The organism is Streptomyces sp. NBC_01445 (genome assembly GCF_035918235.1).
Taxonomy (GTDB): domain Bacteria; phylum Actinomycetota; class Actinomycetes; order Streptomycetales; family Streptomycetaceae; genus Streptomyces.
This window is the reverse complement of sequence record NZ_CP109485.1, coordinates 10,368,612-10,384,240: the sequence shown is the minus strand read 5'-3', so window position 1 is coordinate 10,384,240 and position 15,629 is coordinate 10,368,612. Positions and strand designations below refer to the sequence as shown.

At 68.8% G+C, this 15,629-nt stretch carries 17 protein-coding genes and 1 pseudogene; 6 read left to right on the top strand and 12 right to left on the bottom strand.

Annotated features, from left to right (window positions below; genetic code table 11):
- Window positions 1-5: 5 nt before the first annotated feature.
- From OG574_RS47795 to OG574_RS47775, 5 genes and pseudogenes are all read right to left on the bottom strand, one after another.
- Window positions 6-743, bottom strand: a complete 738-nt coding sequence (locus OG574_RS47795) for a Crp/Fnr family transcriptional regulator (protein ID WP_326771262.1) — start codon at window positions 741-743, stop codon at window positions 6-8.
- 186 nt (window positions 744-929) lie between these two features.
- Window positions 930-1,163: a hypothetical protein gene (locus OG574_RS47790; protein WP_326778844.1), complete on the bottom strand. Its 234-nt coding sequence runs from the start codon at window positions 1,161-1,163 to the stop codon at window positions 930-932.
- A gap of 24 nt (window positions 1,164-1,187) precedes the next feature.
- Window positions 1,188-1,310: pseudogene (locus OG574_RS47785) on the bottom strand (hypothetical protein); the annotation flags it as partial.
- 26 nt (window positions 1,311-1,336) lie between these two features.
- Window positions 1,337-1,459, bottom strand: coding sequence for a hypothetical protein (locus OG574_RS47780; RefSeq protein WP_326771263.1), 123 nt, complete (start codon window positions 1,457-1,459; stop codon window positions 1,337-1,339).
- A gap of 183 nt (window positions 1,460-1,642) precedes the next feature.
- Entirely contained in the window at window positions 1,643-1,915 is a 273-nt protein-coding gene (locus tag OG574_RS47775; protein WP_326778312.1) for a helix-turn-helix domain-containing protein, read from the bottom strand.
- 221 nt (window positions 1,916-2,136) lie between these two features.
- Here OG574_RS47775 and OG574_RS47770 point away from each other — a divergent pair, with 221 nt between their 5' ends.
- Window positions 2,137-3,219 (top strand): IS630 family transposase, encoded by a 1,083-nt coding sequence (locus tag OG574_RS47770; RefSeq protein ID WP_326778316.1) that lies wholly within the window; start codon window positions 2,137-2,139, stop codon window positions 3,217-3,219.
- 97 nt (window positions 3,220-3,316) lie between these two features.
- Here the strand turns inward: OG574_RS47770 and murA are convergent, their stop codons facing one another.
- From murA to OG574_RS47735, 7 genes are all read right to left on the bottom strand, one after another.
- Complete coding sequence (gene murA / locus OG574_RS47765; RefSeq protein ID WP_326771265.1) at window positions 3,317-4,663, bottom strand: UDP-N-acetylglucosamine 1-carboxyvinyltransferase; 1,347 nt, start codon at window positions 4,661-4,663, stop codon at window positions 3,317-3,319.
- A 58-nt stretch (window positions 4,664-4,721) separates the two neighbouring features.
- The gene (locus OG574_RS47760) at window positions 4,722-5,516 is read right to left on the bottom strand and encodes a class II aldolase/adducin family protein (RefSeq protein ID WP_326771266.1); all 795 of its coding nucleotides are present in this window, start codon (window positions 5,514-5,516) and stop codon (window positions 4,722-4,724) included.
- Window positions 5,513-6,223, bottom strand: coding sequence for a hypothetical protein (locus OG574_RS47755; RefSeq protein WP_326771267.1), 711 nt, complete (start codon window positions 6,221-6,223; stop codon window positions 5,513-5,515). Before OG574_RS47755 ends, OG574_RS47760 begins: the two co-directional genes overlap by 4 nt.
- Complete coding sequence (locus tag OG574_RS47750) at window positions 6,220-7,338, bottom strand: glycosyltransferase family 4 protein (protein WP_326771268.1); 1,119 nt, start codon at window positions 7,336-7,338, stop codon at window positions 6,220-6,222. Before OG574_RS47750 ends, OG574_RS47755 begins: the two co-directional genes overlap by 4 nt.
- Before the next feature lie 545 nt (window positions 7,339-7,883).
- Window positions 7,884-8,264 carry a hypothetical protein gene (locus tag OG574_RS47745; RefSeq protein ID WP_326771269.1) on the bottom strand — a complete coding sequence of 127 codons (381 nt, stop codon included), beginning with the start codon at window positions 8,262-8,264 and terminating at the stop codon, window positions 7,884-7,886.
- A gap of 56 nt (window positions 8,265-8,320) precedes the next feature.
- Window positions 8,321-8,680 (bottom strand): ATP-binding protein, encoded by a 360-nt coding sequence (locus OG574_RS47740; RefSeq protein WP_326771270.1) that lies wholly within the window; start codon window positions 8,678-8,680, stop codon window positions 8,321-8,323.
- Window positions 8,681-8,838: 158 nt separating this feature from the next.
- Window positions 8,839-9,339: a hypothetical protein gene (locus OG574_RS47735; protein ID WP_326771271.1), complete on the bottom strand. Its 501-nt coding sequence runs from the start codon at window positions 9,337-9,339 to the stop codon at window positions 8,839-8,841.
- 904 nt (window positions 9,340-10,243) lie between these two features.
- Here OG574_RS47735 and OG574_RS47730 point away from each other — a divergent pair.
- The 5 genes from OG574_RS47730 to OG574_RS47710 all read left to right on the top strand — a co-directional run bounded on the left by OG574_RS47730 (window position 10,244) and on the right by OG574_RS47710 (window position 15,622).
- Entirely contained in the window at window positions 10,244-11,425 is a 1,182-nt protein-coding gene (locus tag OG574_RS47730) for a helix-turn-helix domain-containing protein (RefSeq protein WP_326771272.1), read from the top strand.
- Window positions 11,422-11,943, top strand: coding sequence for an NUDIX hydrolase (locus tag OG574_RS47725; protein WP_326771273.1), 522 nt, complete (start codon window positions 11,422-11,424; stop codon window positions 11,941-11,943). Before OG574_RS47730 ends, OG574_RS47725 begins: the two co-directional genes overlap by 4 nt.
- A gap of 1,466 nt (window positions 11,944-13,409) precedes the next feature.
- On the top strand, window positions 13,410-14,189 hold the full coding sequence (locus OG574_RS47720) for a hypothetical protein (RefSeq protein ID WP_326771274.1): 780 nt from the start codon (window positions 13,410-13,412) through the stop codon (window positions 14,187-14,189).
- A 120-nt stretch (window positions 14,190-14,309) separates the two neighbouring features.
- Window positions 14,310-14,555: a hypothetical protein gene (locus OG574_RS47715; protein WP_326771275.1), complete on the top strand. Its 246-nt coding sequence runs from the start codon at window positions 14,310-14,312 to the stop codon at window positions 14,553-14,555.
- Window positions 14,552-15,622 (top strand): conjugal transfer protein, encoded by a 1,071-nt coding sequence (locus tag OG574_RS47710; RefSeq protein ID WP_326771276.1) that lies wholly within the window; start codon window positions 14,552-14,554, stop codon window positions 15,620-15,622. Before OG574_RS47715 ends, OG574_RS47710 begins: the two co-directional genes overlap by 4 nt.
- Window positions 15,623-15,629 lie beyond the last annotated feature (7 nt).

Sequence of the window (15,629 nt, the reverse complement as noted above, 5' to 3'; positions counted from 1 at the left end):
GCCGGCTACGGCTGCCCAGGCGCCAGGTCGGCGAGCAGCCTGAGCTGGGGCACATTCCGGATGGTGGTGGCCCGGTAACCCGTCTCCACCAAGCCCTCCTCGCGCAGGTCGCGCAGCACCTTGTGGATGGTCGTCTCGGCGGCGCCGACCAGGGTGGCCAGCTCCGGCTGCGTCAGCCGGCAGCCGATCACCACGCCGCCGTGTCCGGGCGAGCCGTACGCGGCCGCCAGCTCCACCAGCAGCCGGGCCAGCCGCACTTTCGTCGGGTAGCCATGGAAGTCGAGCCGACGCCGGTTCGCCCAGCGCAGCCGGTCGGCGACGAGGCCGGTCAGGGCAATGGAGATCTGCGGGCGGCGCAATAGCAGTCCGCGCAGTGCGCCACTCGGCAGCACCTGGGCCGTCAGGGGGCCGCAGGCGATGACGGTCGCGGAGCGGGGCGTGCCGGCCAGGGCGGCCATTTCGCCCACTGTGTCCCCGGCGGCCCGGACCGCAAGCAGGGAACTCTCGCCGTTCTCCACCGTCGCCGTGACCTTGGTGAGGCCGGACAGCAGCAGCAGCGCGTGCCGATCCCGCATCCCCTCCCGGAGCAGCACGCCCCCGGCCTCGATGCGCGTCCGGGTGCCCAAGTTCAGCAGCTCTGTCCGTTCCGGCTCCGGCAGCGTCCCCAGCAGGCTGCGCGCCGGCCACCCCTCGGACTCGATCCACTGGCCCATACCTGCCCCCACGGCTCTCAACGAGGTCATGCCCGTGCACGGGACCGATAGCCCCGCGTGGCACAACGTGTTCCTGGCTGCTGACCTTGCCGACTCCAAGGTGATCCGACAGCGGCAGGTCGCCAGCCCGGCGGAGCTTCGTCACGGAATCTACCTCCTTCCCGCCGGGCCGAGCCAAGTCTCATCCACCCGTGCCTGCTCAGGCCAGTGCCAGATTCACTTCCCCTCCTCCTGCAGCTTGAGCAAGTGGTCGAAGTTGCCAGCCCGGCGGACGAGTTCCTCATACGTGCCCGTCTCGCAAACGCGCCCCTGGCTGACGACGATGATCCGGTCGGTGAGGCGGGTGTTGGCCAGACAGTGGGCGATAGACACGGTCGCGCGTCCGACGGCGAGGGCCTTCAGCTGCTGGTAGATCCGGTGCTCGGTGAGGGCAGCGGTCGGCTCGTCCATCACGAGCACGGGAGCCTTCCGATGGAAGGTTCGCGCGACCGCGACGCGCTGCCACTGTCCGCCGGACACACCAGGAGTGGGCCAACGAGGTGTCCAGTCCGTTGGGCGGTCCCCGTTGGGTGCGCGCCAAGAAACTTTACCCAACATCAGCTGCCAGGCACGGAGTTTGACTGTCAGTGGCACGTGATACCCCTGAAGACATAACCCTCAATCTCGCGGGCGGCCTGCGTGTAGCTGCGGCCGGTGCGCTTCATTTCGGCACGGATCGCGTCTTTGCGCTGCTTGTCCTTGGTCATGACGGTCCTTCCACGGCATGCCCACGCCCATGCTGCAGCAGGGTCATCACGATCAGGCAAGGAGCTGCGCGATTCTCAGAACCTTGTCCATGTCCCGAGCGCGTGGGTGCTGTTCGGGCCGGACTGGCAGGCGCTTTCACTGCCGTGGTCGGCACGATAGCGCATCGCCGGGAGGGGGCGTGGTCAGTCTGCGTGGTCGTGCTGTATCCGCTCGCCCGCGTCGATGACTGTCCCGTGTGTCAGGGGTGCGTCTTCTGCTTCAGCCAATAGGCCGGACACGGTGCGCCCGTAGGCGGCGCACACCTTTGCCAGGCACGTCGTCGTTGGGTCGGTCACTGCCCGCTCGATCCGCGACAGCGTCGAGCGGCTCACGCCCGTGCGCCTCTCTAGGTCCTCCAGTGACCAGCCCTGAGCTGTCCGCAGGTCCACGAGTCGGCGCGCCAGGCGGGCTTGCATTCGCTCGATTCTCTCGGACTCCGCCGCGTCAACTCCCATGTCTTGCTTCCCGTTCGGGCTCAGTGCCGGCAGTCTGCTTGGGTCTCCAGGACGAAGGGCCGGTTCCCGCTGAACCTTGGCGACCGGTACGGGTCACCGCCTTCGCCGGCGCACTGACGACGATCTCTAGTGTTCCGAGTCAAGAATTCCGTGTGTATGTGTAGCCTTGTTCTATGGCGCGGATGGGGCGGCCGAAGGCCGAGTTGACTCTGTCGGATGAGGAGCGGGCTGCACTCGAGGGATGGGTGCGGCGTCGTTCCACGCCGCAGGCGTGGGCATTGCGGTGTCGGATCGTCCTGGCTTGTGCCGAAGGCACCTCCAACAAGGATGTGGCTACTCAACTCGGGTCCACACCACAGGCGGTGGGCCGCTGGCGGGCCCGGTTCGTGCAATATCGAATCGCAGGTCTGGGTGACATGCCACGTCCGGGTGGCCCCAGGACGGTGACGGACGACCAGGTCGCCGCGGTCGTCACCAAGACGCTGGAATCCACCCCGAAGAACGCGACGCACTGGTCGACGCGATCGATGGCGAAAGAGATGGGCCTGTCTCAGTCGTCGGTGTCCCGGATCTGGCGGGCGTTCGGCCTGCAGCCACATCGCTCGGAGACCTTCAAACTGTCAACCGATCCGTACTTCGTCGACAAGGTCCACGACGTCGTCGGTCTCTACCTGGACCCGCCCGAACGGGCGTTGGTGTTCTGCGTGGATGAGAAGTCGCAGATCCAGGCCCTGGACCGGTCCCAGCCGGTGCTGCCGATGATGCCCGGTGTTCCCGAGCGGACCACCCACGACTACGTCCGCGCCGGCACCACCACACTGGTCGCGGCTCTGGAGGTCGCCACCGGCAAGGTGATCGGCTCCCTGCACCGCAGGCACCGGGCCGAGGAGTTCAAGAAGTTCCTCGTCAAGCTCGACAAAGAGGTGCCTGGTGACCTGGATGTCCACCTCGTCTGTGACAACTACGCCACCCACAAGACACCCGCCATCAAGAAGTGGTTGCTGGCCCACCCCCGGTTCCACCTGCACTTCACACCAACCGGCTCGTCCTGGCTCAACCTCGTCGAGCGGTGGTTCGCCGAACTGACCAACAAACAGATACGGCGAGGTGTCCACAGATCCGTCCAGGCCCTCGAGAAGGACATCCGCAACTGGATCGCCACCTGGAACACCGACCCGAAGCCCTACGTCTGGACGAAGACCGCAGACGAAATCCTCGAACGCCTCGCCAGCTATCTGAATAGAATTCCTGACTCGGAACACTAGCGCCTGGAGATGTTGTTTCGATCTCGGCCGGCGAGGGACCCGTCCACAGTCGCGATGTGCTGCTCGGGGTCCCACGCGAGGACGACGTGAGAGTGCGTTAGATGGGCTGGGTGGTGATGCGGGCTCCGACCGCGGCCAGCTTGGCGACGGGCTGTTCGTAGCCGCGCTCCAGGTAGCGGGTTCCGGCGATGGTGCTCGTGCCGTCGGCGACGAGTGCGGCGAGGACGTAGCCGAAGCCGGCCCGCAGGTCTGGGATGACGAGGTCGGCGCCGTGCAGGCGTCGGGGGCCGCTGATCTTGGCGGTGTGCTGGAAGTCCCGCCCGTGGAAGCGGCAGGCGACCGCTCCCAGGCACCTGGTGGTGAGCTCCACCGAGGCGCCCATGGCGTTCAACTGCTCGGTGTAGCCGAAGCGGTCTTCGTAGATGGTTTCGTGGACGACGGAGGTGCCGGTGGCCTGGGTGAGCAGGACGGTGAGCGGCTGCTGCCAGTCCGTCATGAATCCGGGGTGGACGCCGGTTTCGACGTCGGTGGCGGTCAGGGGCCGGGCCCTCCAGAATTCCAGGCCGTCCTTGGTTTCGGCGAAGTCGCCGCCGATGTGCCGCAGGGTGTTGAGGTAGGTGACCAGGTGTTCCTGGCGTGCCCCGCGGACCTCGATGCGTCCGTCCGTTGCGATGGCGGCCGCGGCGAAGGAGGCGATCTCGATGCGGTCGGCGATGGTGGTGTGTTCGACGCCGCGTAGTTCGCGGACTCCCTCGACCATGATGGTGCGGTCGGTGTTGATCGTGATGAGGGCGCCCATTTTCTGGAGCATGAGGATCAGGTCCACGATCTCGGGCTCGACGGCCGCGTTGGAGATCACGGTGGTCCCGGAGGCGCGGACTGCCGCCAGGAGGAGGTTCTCGGTGGCGCCGACGGAGGGGAACGGCAGGTCGATGTGGGCGCCGGTGAGCCTGTCGACGTGGACCTTCACCGAGGTGGGGTGTTCCGCGATGTCGGCGCCCATCTGGCGCAGTCCCTCGAGGTGGAAGTCGATGGGGCGTTTGCCGATGGTGCAGCCGCCGGGCAGGGGGACGATCGTTTCGCCGCGACGGTGGAGCAAGGGGCCCATCATGAGGATCGGGATGCGGTTGACGCCGGAGTACATAGCGGACAGCGACGTTTCGCGTACTTCGGGGGTGTGCACGCGGACCGAGTGCTCGCCGAGCCAGGTCACTTGGGTGCCCAGTTCGGCGAGCATGCCGAGGACGAGGTCGACCTCCAGGATGCGGGGGACTCCGTGCAGCACGCACGGCTGGTCGGTCAGCAGGCCGGCCACGATCTGCTTCGTGACGGCGTTCTTCGCGCCCGATGCCGTGACGGAGCCCTCAAGCGGTACGCCACCCGTGATGCGGTAGGTGTGACGGTCGGCTGCCATGGGCTGCTCCAGCGCGCTGGCGATATTCATCTGACGGTATCCCTCACAGTGCTGTTCGGCGCTTATGGCGAAATGCCCGCCGCAAACATCACGCCGGAACCCGCCTCGTGCGATAGGACGATACCGGTGGGACGGTGGTTGCATCGGTCAGGGACAGCCGTTCGGCCTCGCGGTACAACCGGTTCGGGAAGATGACGCCCCCGGTCAGCGCGGCCTGCAGAACGGCGGTGCGGGCGCTCTCCTCCAGGCGCAGCATGAGGTCGGTGGTCTCCTCCAGTTGGCGGCCGACGGTGAATGCTCCGTGCCGGTAGAGGGTGAAGGCGAGCCCGTGGCGCTGCATCTCCTCGGCGCGCGGAGCGATGATTTCCTCCAGCTGGGGCCTGTAGTGCAGCAGGGTGACGGCGGCCACGTCGGGGCGTTGCACCATGCCCTGGGGCAGGTCCAGAGGTACCGGGTCGGCGAGGAAGTCCGCTTTGACGGCGCTGTCGTCGGCTTGGAGGCAGGGGATCTCACCGAAGGCGTCGGCCCGGTTGGTCACCGACGGGATCGGCAGGCCCAGGGAGGCGAAGGCGAGGGCGTAGGGCGCGTGCGTGTGCACGATCGCACCGGCGCGGGGCAGCATCCGGTACAGGTCCAGGTGCATGGGGGTGCCGGAGGCGCCCAGACCACCGGTCTGCTCGACAATCCGGCCGTCCGGGTCCAGCACGATGAAGTCGCGGATCGAGGCGTCCCAGCGGTCGAACGCGAGCCGCGTGCAGGACATGAGGATGTTGCCGTCCGGCAGGCGCACCGATACGGCCCCGCCGGCAGGGTTGAGCACCTCCCACGCCTTGAGGTCTTTCAGGGCAGCCAGGAGGTGCATGCGCTCGGTCTCGTGCTTCACGGGGCGGCTCCTTCGGTTCGAGGGGTGAGGTGGAATCCACCAGTGGGCGGGTGCAGGGTGCTGCCGGGCGGTATCCAGGCCGTGGGCACGGTGATCCCGGCGTGCAGAATCGAGTCGGCGCCCACGACGGTGCCGGGGCTGAGCACGACGTGGACGCCGGCGCGGACGCGGTCACCGACGAGGGCGCCCCACTTCGCCAAGCCGGTACTCATCCGGCCGCCGTCCGGCAGGCCGAATTCCACTGTCCGCGTTGGATGGAGCATGTCGGGGTTGGACAGCAGGCACGAGGCGGTCACCAGGCCGGTCGCGAAGTAGGCGTGCTGTCCGATGACGGAGCAGGAGATCGTCGCCCGGTGGGAGAGCACCGTGCCCGCTCCGATGACGCTGCGGGAGATCTCGCAGCCGTAGCCGATGTGGACACCTCCGGAGATCACGGTGCGGCCCCGCACCGTGGAGTACTCGTGAATCCTGGCTTCTGGACCGATCACCACGTCCGCGGCCACGTTGGCCAAGGGGGAGACGTAGGCGCTGGGGTGGATGCGCGGCTGATCGCCGAGGCTGGCGCACACCAGGTCGTACACCGCACCGGACACATCTCCGATCGCCGCGATCGGCTTGCCGTCGAGGACGTCCGCACCCCAGCCCTTCAAGTGCGGATCGTCCCCCAGGCGCAGCACCTGGCCGAGCAGGGGGCCGTCCTCGTTCATCGTGCCGCCGCCAGGGAACCCGGGAGGGGCTGCTGCCCCATGACCAGGTTCAGGAACTGGGCCGCGCAGCGCCCGGGGGTGTACCAGGCTTCGGCGAGGGCTCGGGCGGCACTTCCCATCGCGGCCAGCTCGTTGCGGTACATCACGGCGTCGGTGAGCGTGGCCACGAGGTCGTGCGGGTCGTGCGGGTCGTAGACCATGCCCGTCAGGCCGTCCACGACGAGCTCCGGGCTTGCCCCTGCGTCGGGAACGATGGACGGGATGCCCGCGCCGGCAGCGTCGATGACACACCGCCCGAATCCCTCCTGCAACGCGGCGGTCGCCAGCGCGTCGTACCCGGCTAAACGGTGTGGCAGGTTGTCGACGTACCCCATGAAGCGCACCGGCGCGCCCAAATCTCCTACCAGGTCTTGGAGTTCCTGGTGCTGGGAACCGGGCTCACCGAAGATGTCCAGCATCACGGCGGTGGACAGGCGTGGATCGGCGACGGCGCGCACCAGGACGTCCAGGCGCTTCCAGGGAACGGTTCGGGCGACCGCCGCAACCAGGAGCTTTCCGGTATTCGGCCGGCTGCGGGCCGGAATCCGAACGGGGACGGTGACGCCGTTAGGGATCGCGCTGACGAACCGCGCGCGTGGAGCGTGCTCGCGCAGGGCGGCGGCGGATGCCTGCGAGATGCCCACCCAGACCGGCACGGCGGACAGCACATCCCAGGCCATCTGTCCAATGCTGCGTTCGACCAGCTCGCCTGTGTGCGGGTCGATCACGCGGAGCGTCTGGTCCTGGCTGACGACGTGGCGCACCACGGGGATGACGCGCGCGTTCGGCGCGATCGTCACGTCGGCGGCGGCGGTGCGGTGGTTGGAGATCACCACGACGGGCTGACCGCCGGGCAGCGACGTCGCGCGGGCGAGGGCCTGCTGGTAGCCGTTCCAGTCGGTGACCTCGTGGACGTGTACGGGACCCGGGTTTTCGGCGGCTCGGCCGCCATGGCGCCACCACACGACCTCTACGTTGGGCACCAGGCGGGCAAGGTGCGTGGCGAGCTCGATGACCGAGTTCTCCGCTCCGCCGCGAGCGGTGGAGAGCCAGGTAATAACGACGTGGGGGACCACAGAGTTCCTCCTGATGGGAGTTGAGCCGCTGGTGGGTGCGGCCTGGCGGTGATCAGCTGTCGGTTCGCATGCTGGGGAAGCGGAGCTACATCAGGACCCGCGCCATCACAGCTCTGCCCTGCCGCATGGTGGCGCGGACGGTTTTGCCGTCGCCGTCGCCATCGCCGTCGCGGTTGACGAACCAGGTGAGCGCAGGGCGCCGGCCTGCCGAACGATCCAAAGGCCCCGCCCCAGTTCGCCACGGGACGCCCAGTGACGCGGAAGCAGACGCCGAGGGGCTGGGCGCTCTTCCCGTCGTCGCGGCCCCGTTGAACGCGTACCCGAATCCACCCGTCAGTTCCGTGCGAGTCTGCGGGGGGACGGTAGGCATCCCGAGGTTGGTCATGGTTCCTCCGTGATCCGTTGAGGCAGTTGTGGAACGGCCCGGCAATGGGGTTCTCGCGCGCCGGGGTTGGGCCCTGCCCGATGGCCGGGGCCGAAGTCATCCGGGCCACCGGGCAGAGATCTATGGGGTGTGCCGCGAGGACGGCACGGCAGGGCCTGCCTCATGGCGGGCTCTCTCCGTCGGGGTCGAAGGCGCCGGGCGTGGCTGCCAGGACGAACTGGACGCTGCCGTCGCAGACGACGAGCGAGTAGGTGATCCCGCGAGCGAGTTGTGCGCGCGCCCGTTGGTGCTCGGCGTGGTCTTGGATCCATGCGCGCACTGGTCGGGCCAGTTGGTCATCGAGCTGGTCGGCAACGTGTCCGGCTCGCCATCCGATCCAGGCCAGGGCCTGCTCAGTTGTCCAGCAGGCCTGTCCGCCCAGCCAGAGCATGCGGCCATCGGAGAGGTGAGCGGCGGCATCGCACCAGAAGGAACCGCGCACCGGCGCTTGGGGAGGTTGCCGGTCATGGATTTTCTGCGGCGGGGTCTGGTCCACGACCATGGTCAGGTCCGCCCGCGGCGCGAGGAGGGCAGGTGCGTGGGGAGCCTGCCGCCGCGTCACAGCGCGCCTGCCGTCTGCTCAGGGAGAGCGACCGCGGCCTCAACTTGGGTCCCGTCGGCGAGCGGTGTGGACTCCCATCGGGTGGCCAGGGCCTCGACGAGGGCCAGGCCTCGTCCGTGCTCCTCCTCGGGGCGCGCTCTTCGTGCGATGGGTGTCCCGGACAGTCCCTGGTCGGTGACGGTCACGATGGCCTCAGTGGCGGTGACGGACACAGTGATCTCGATGGTCCGACTCGCTGTGTGGACCATCGCGTTGGTGACGAGCTCACTGACGATGAGGCGCAGGGCCTCGACGATGTCGTCGTCGATCTGCCACTCCCGCAGAGCATGGACCGTGTGTGCGCGGGCGTGAGCCACGCTGAAACGGGAGCCTCCGGGTAAGGCCAGCCTGCGCTGGAAAGGAGGACAAGGGCCAGCCACAGGGCGGGCAGTGGACAGACCTGGCAGGTTGACCGGCTTGATGTCACGGCGTGGTACTCGCGCGGCGGAGTCGTAGCACGGAGAAGGAGTCGGTTTCATGCGAGGCGCGTCCCTCCCGAGCGTGCCGGGCGCGCGAGGGCGAACCAAGGCGACGCCAGCTTGACCAGTGCGCTGGTGATGGCCTCGCACAAGACGTCGCTGTCGGTGGTGGCCGGCCTCTCGGGGCCGGGGGCGCAGATCCAAGTGCGACCGCCCGTGCGGCGGCGGCAGGCGGCCGTGACGTCCGGTGCAGGGCACCGCATCACGGCGTCCTCGACGCAGTTTGTACCTGGCAGCGCGGGCCAGGTAGCTCCCGTGCCCGCTGCGACGACGATCTCAGCCGTAAAGCGGGCCCGGTTGGCCAGGACCGGCCCCAGCGGCGTTCCGCTCGCTTCAAGAACAGCCAGAGCCGCCACCGCCACGGAGCCACTGACCCGTAACACCTCCGCACCCGTGATGCGGACGGTGCCGCAGCGGCCCAACAGCCAGGCCCGCTTGAGCCACTCCCCCGGTTCGGCGCCCGGCGTCCAGCTCTCAGCCCTCCCGAAGGCGGGCATCACCGCGCGCCCCCAACAGATTGAGGACAGTTGGGGCAGACGCGCACCGCGTAGCCGAGTAATCCACGCAACTTGACGTAAGCGAATCCACCGGGCTGCAGGTTCTTCGAACTCCCGCAGCCTGCACAGGCGTTGCCTCGAATCCATTCCCAGTCCTCGGCCGGCGTGGCCAGGCCGTCGTGCTCGCGGGCGCGAACGTCGCCTGACGTACCTGACCCAGGCCTTTTGATCGGCGGCTCGGTCTTGCAATAGATGCGCACAGCGGCTAGCCGAGTGGGCGGGTCGCTCGCCTGTAGATGCGGGGCGAGTTCTTGCCTCAGGGTGAAGGAGACGTGCTCGACGAATGCGATCCGGGTCCCAAAGAGCGGCTCCGTCCTCACTGGGGCACCCCCGGCACGCCGTACAGTCCGGCGCAGTTCTCACAGGCGTGCAGCTCCGCCTCATCTCGGAGCAGCGGAATCGGGTGCCGGTCGGAGGCCCAGTCCGAGCACAAGGCGCACGAGCGTCCATCACGCTGAGCCGTGCTGAGCTGCAACGCGTGGATGTTCGGCGCATCGACGAGCACTCTCGGGGCGGGGCTCTGCTGGGTAGTGCTGTTCGGTGTGGTCATCGCGGCCTCACACTCGCGGAATCTGGATGGCCCCGGCCCACTTGTCTCAGGGGAGAAACCTGCGGGCGGGACTGCCGCCCTGGGCGGCTGACATTCAGTCAACGCGCAGACGAGACCGAAGAAGACTCCGCACGGTGACTCCAAGACGGAGTCACGCCGCGCCGCTTGGGCATAGCATCGACTCACCGCTACTCGGGGGAGTTGCCAATGCACCAACGGTCACCAGACCCGCGCGCGATCATGGCCGGGCTACTCAGTGATGAGCGGCTGCTCCGCGCCTGTGCAGAACGTGACATGGGCACCGTCTTCCGGCTCCTCAACAACCGGGGCGTCAGCACTCGCCAGATCGCCGGCGACGCCGGTATCACCCAAGGGCGGCTGTACGACTACATGAACGGCAAGAGCCGGGTGGAGAAGCTGACGGTGTTCGAGCAATTCGCCGACGCTTTCCACATCCCCGGTCACCTGCTGGGGCTGGCCCGCCGTGCCTGGGAGCCCGCGCCGACCGCACCGGAGCACCAGCGCGCCGACCATCCGCCGCCGGACGGCGACGATCTCGCCGCCATGGACCACTTCCGCAGTGCCGACCGGCAGACCGGCGGCGGCCGCCTCTACGGGGCCGTGGTGCGACACCTGTCGGACCGCGTAGCGCTTCGGCTCGTCAGCACCGACAGCGGGCCCCAAGTCTTCGCCGCCGCTGCGGCGTTAACCGAAATGGCCGGGTGGATGGCCCACGACTCCGGGCAGGACACCCGTGCCGGCCGCCACTTCGCCCGCGCCCTGCCACTGGCGCGTACCTCGGGTGATCTTCCGCTCGCCGCCCATGTGGCAGCGTCCAGCAGCCACCTTGCCCTTCAGTCCGGCGACCCGGCGGCGGCCGTGCAGTGGGCTCGCACCGGCCTCGACCTCGCCGCGCAGGGCCCCAGGATTCCGGCGCTGACCGCGCGACTTCACACCATGCAGGCCCGCGCTCTGGCCGCAGCCTCGCAGCACACTCCAGCCGCCCGCGCCCTCGAAGCGGCCCGGCGCGACCTAGAGGGAGCCCCCGACGCCGCGCACCCCTGGCTGAGCCCATTCGACGCTGCCGCTCTCGCAAGCGAGTCGGCGCTGATCTTGCGCGACCTCGAGCGACTCGACGAGGCGCTGACACAAGCCGAGCAAGCCGTCGCGCTGCGCGCCCAGGCCGGGCGGGCGCGATCGCTCGCCCTCAGCCAGATCACTGTGGTGGACATCCAGGTACGCCGCGGAGAGCTGGACGCAGCCGTGCACACCGCACATGTGCTGCTGACCACGAGCCCGACCATGGCATCGGTTCGGGTCGTCCAGCAGCTTGACGAGCTCCGTCGTCTGCTGGAGCACCACAAGAGATATCCACCGGTACGGGAATACCTAGTTCGCTTCGACGAAGCACGCAGAGCGAGAATGCTGCTCCTAGCTGATCTCATCGCTCCGCAATCGGGAGGCATCCCGGCATGAGGCCCACCACCCCTACCCCTGCCGATCCTGAAGCGTGGAACGCCTACCTCGCAGAGGGAAACGCCAAGCAGGCCCGCAAGCGCGTGGCCGCCGACGTGCTGTTGAGAGATACAGCCGGACGCGTACTCCTGGTGAACCCGACCTACAAGCCAGGGTGGGACCTGCCCGGAGGGATGGCAGAAGCGAACGAGCCACCCGAGGACGCGGTGGGCCGGGAGCTGATCGAAGAACTCGGGCTAAGAATCACCGTGCACGGGCTGCTGGTGGTCGACTGGGTCGCCCCACACGGGCCTTGGGATGATCAAATCGCGTTCATCTTTAACGGCGGCACGCTCGCCCAAGACCAGACCGACCGGCTGACCCCGCAGGACGACGAGCTCGCCGAAGCGGCGTTCTTCACACCGGACGCCGCCCGCCGCCAGCTCAGCGACCGCATCCGGCCCAGGTTCACAGCGGCCCTAGACGCCATCGCGGACAGGCACGCCCGCTACCTCCGCAACGGCGAACCCATGGCATAGCTCCCTCGCTCATCCACTCCCGAACGCGGTGGCCACAACCGTTTCCCTACACCCCGAACTTCGCCGTCATGCTCCGCCAGCTGACAGGCGCGACTGCCGGGTAACGGTTCCGCCGTCCACAAGGTGATCGTCGCAGAGCAGGCCCGGCGTTCAAGCCCCACCTCGAGACAAGGAAGAGCATCCTCTCTTGGCGCACAAGAGAGGTGTCGGCATCGACGCGAAGTACCCCGTGACGCCCCGACCTGCGAAAACGCCCCCACGGTGCATCAGGGGTGGACTGCCATTGGGCAACCTGGAAAGCAACTTGGAAGGCAACCCGGAACGCAAGCTGAAAAGCAACCTGTAGGGCAACCCGCCACCGAGCACCGCCGCCGCAGTGGTGACGCCGTTCGATGCAGACAAGACTGCGTCGTGAGGGCGTGGATGGCGATGTGGACCGGCATCGGAACGGGCAGCTCGTCCGGCCACCTCGTACACCACCGTCTTGAGCGCCATCTCCTTCAGCGCGGTCTCCAGCAGTGGCGGGGCGTCGCGGGTGGCGTCGAACTCGACGATCAGCAGCCCGCCGCTTGCACGCGGACAACTGTGCCTCTTTACACCGCTACGCGGTGCGTGGGGCCCAACTGCCCGGTGCGCTGCGCCCGGCCAGTACCCGGCGCCATGGCGTACGCCCATCGCATCGGAGCTGTCTGAACTGCCGCCCCGTTACAGGCGCCCGCTTCGGCGAAAGCCGTGCCGCTCAGCGCGTCCTGGGGAGAGCTCGGAGTTCGGCTGTAGGTGCGCAGCAGCGCGCCCCCGAAGCCCGTGCAGCGGGCGTGTGCTCGTACGCACCCGGTGGAACCGGGTCGGCAACGTGTTCCACGGCCGGCACCGTTCCACAGGGGTGGAACGCTGTGAGCTGCGATTTTCCAGCGTGGGTCACTGTTTGGGGCATAGCTGACTGTGCTGCGCAACGCGCGTGACTGCGTCCGTTGCACGGGGTGGAACTGCTCAGGCTGCAGCGGTAATGCGCACTGCGTTCCACCCTCAAGCACGGCTCCAGACAGTGCCCCGTGCGGGCGCCCGTTCCACCTGCTCGGGTGGAGGGGGAACACGCCCCGTCGACCGGCCGCGCTCCACTGCGGTCTCGCTCCCTCAGACCACAGGGCGCGGACGGATGCCTGCCTCACCTCTGAGACCGGATCCCCGGCCTCCCCCGCCCTGTCCGTCTCGCGCTCCCTGACGGCGCATCGCCTGAATCGTGGCACGTTCCCCGCACCCGACCAGGTCGGGCGGCTGCGCGAAGGGAGCGTCGGGTGCCTTGCGGTGCGCGGGTCACCGCGTTTCTGGGTGGGTCACTCTTTGGGCAAGCACCTGACCTGCACATTCGGGTAGTTGGGGTATTCGGCGGGGCATTGGGGCTGAGGAGAGTCCACGACACGCACTTGAAAAGGGGTCGTGTCGTGGGAGCTACGCAGCGGGTTTTCGTGGGACTGGACGTGGAGTGGGCGCTGGTGTGCGCCACCCCGGCGAACGGCGCCCTCGTGCGCGGCTGGATCGAGGAGGCCGGCGTCGCCGCGGCCGGCGACCTGTCGCAGGAGCTGCGCGAGCTCGTCGCCTACCTCGCCGATCGGCGCGACGCCGCGTTCAGCGACCGATGGCTCATCGCTCTGCTCGAGCGCGCCGCAGGCGAGGGACAACAAGCGCAGCTGGCCGCGCGCGTCATCGTGCAGGCGATGGTGCCTGGCATGGTGCGCCTGACGCAGTCGCTGCTCACCCCGCGGCGCGACTTCGACGACGTGGCGCAGGTGGTGGTCGGCTGCCTGTACGTCGTCGCGCGGACCTTCCCGCTGCGCCGCCGTGCGAAGGTCGCCGCGAACGTGATGCTGGAGACGCTGCACCACGCGACCCGGGAGCTTGGCTCGGACGAGGCGCGCGAGGTTCGTCTCGATGTTCTGTGGGACGTTGCGGCCTCCGACGACGATGTCGCCGACCGGGTCGCGCAGGACCTGCTGATCGAGCGGGGCCAGGCCCAACAGGTCGCCGACACGGCGGAATTGGATGGCGCCGAGGGCGAGCTGGTGGCGCTGCTGGCGTGGGGCGTCGATCACGGGTCTTTGCCACTGCAGCAGGCCCGCTCGGTCGTGAGCATGGTCCGCGAAGAAGCCGAGCGCACGGGTGCTGCGACGCCAGCCGCGCGCAAGCGCCGCTCGCGAGCGGTCAGATGGCTTGGGCCGGTGGCGGCCGAGTGGGTGCGCGCCGCGTGATGCGAAGCGTGGAAATTGGTGCGCCCCTGGCGGTCACGTTTTGCGGGGTGCGGCTCCTTGGGGTGTGTACGGCGGCGAAAGGTCTGCCGAACACTCCGACTTGAGGGAGGAGCCGTGGCGATGACGCACACGGCGAAGGCGTCAGCCGAGTGGGCAGATCTGGACCTACTCGCCGCGGCGCGGGGCCGGGTCCAGCGGCTGGTCGCTCTGCTGGAGACGCTGCCGTTCACGGAACAGACCGCTCGGATCGCGCGCGAGTACCTGACCGAGGCAGGCCCGGCGCGCGAGGCGTTCGACCGCTTCGCGCAGCTAGATACGGCCGAGCAGCAGCGGCAGCTGCTTCTGTGGCAGAGGGCGGCATCGTGACGCGCCGCCGAAGGGAGCGTGCCCGGCAGTCCGGCGCCGACGTCGCAGTGGACCAGGAACTGGACGAGCAGAGCGGTTGGTGGACCTCGCCGTCGACCGGGTCGGTCGCGGTGGCAACCAACGTCGTGCGGCGCCTGGTGTGGGCCCTGCTGATCTCCGGCCCGCTGCTGGGCGGCTGGGCAATCGTGTCGCAGCCGGCCGCGGGCGCTCACCCCGCCCCTGCCATGCAGTCCTCCAGCGGCGACACGGCGGGGCCCGGCGGGTTCGCGGAGATGTACGTCGCCGCGTTCCTCCGCGCCGGCGAAGGATCACAGGGCGAACTCGCCGCCTTCTACCCGCGGGCCGAAGACCTGGAACTGGGCGGCAAGCCCGACGCGGTACAGGTCGGCCAGATCGCCGCGGTGCGCATAACGGAGGTCGCTTCGGGACGGTACTGGTCGGTGACGGTCGCCGCCCGAGTCCTGGAGCCCGCGGCCAAGAACACGGCGAACTCCACCGCGAGACAGCAGCCGCTGATCCGCATGCGGTTCTTCCAAGTGCCCGTCGAGGCGGACCGGGACGGCGGCCCGCTGGCCGCGCTCGCGCTGCCCGCCGAGATCTCCGCCCCCACCGGCAGCGCGCCGAAGGCGAAGCTCGCGTACGGCACGCCGCTACCGGCCCAGGCCGCCGACCCGGCCGTGGACACGCTGTCCGCCTTCTTCGCCGCCTACCTGTCCGGCAGAGGGGAGTTGGGGCGCTACGTCTCGCCCGGTACCCACCTCTCACCGGTCAGACCCGCCCCGTACCGGTCGGCAACCGTCACGCAGGTCGCCATCGAGGCCGCTTTCCAGGACAGCGACGGCGACGGACGGATCGGTGCCCCGGCGGGCCGGGAGCGGCTGCGCCTGGCGGTCGACATCAAGGCCGCCCGCCCCGACGGCATCGCGCGGCCGCTGTCATACGCGCTCACCCTGGCCGGCCGCGATGGCCGATGGGAGGTCGCCGCCCTGGACCCGACCCCCAAAGTCACCCTCCCCGACCTGCCCTCAACGTCGACGGCCTCGCCGTCCACCTCCCCTGCTCAGTAAGGAGAAG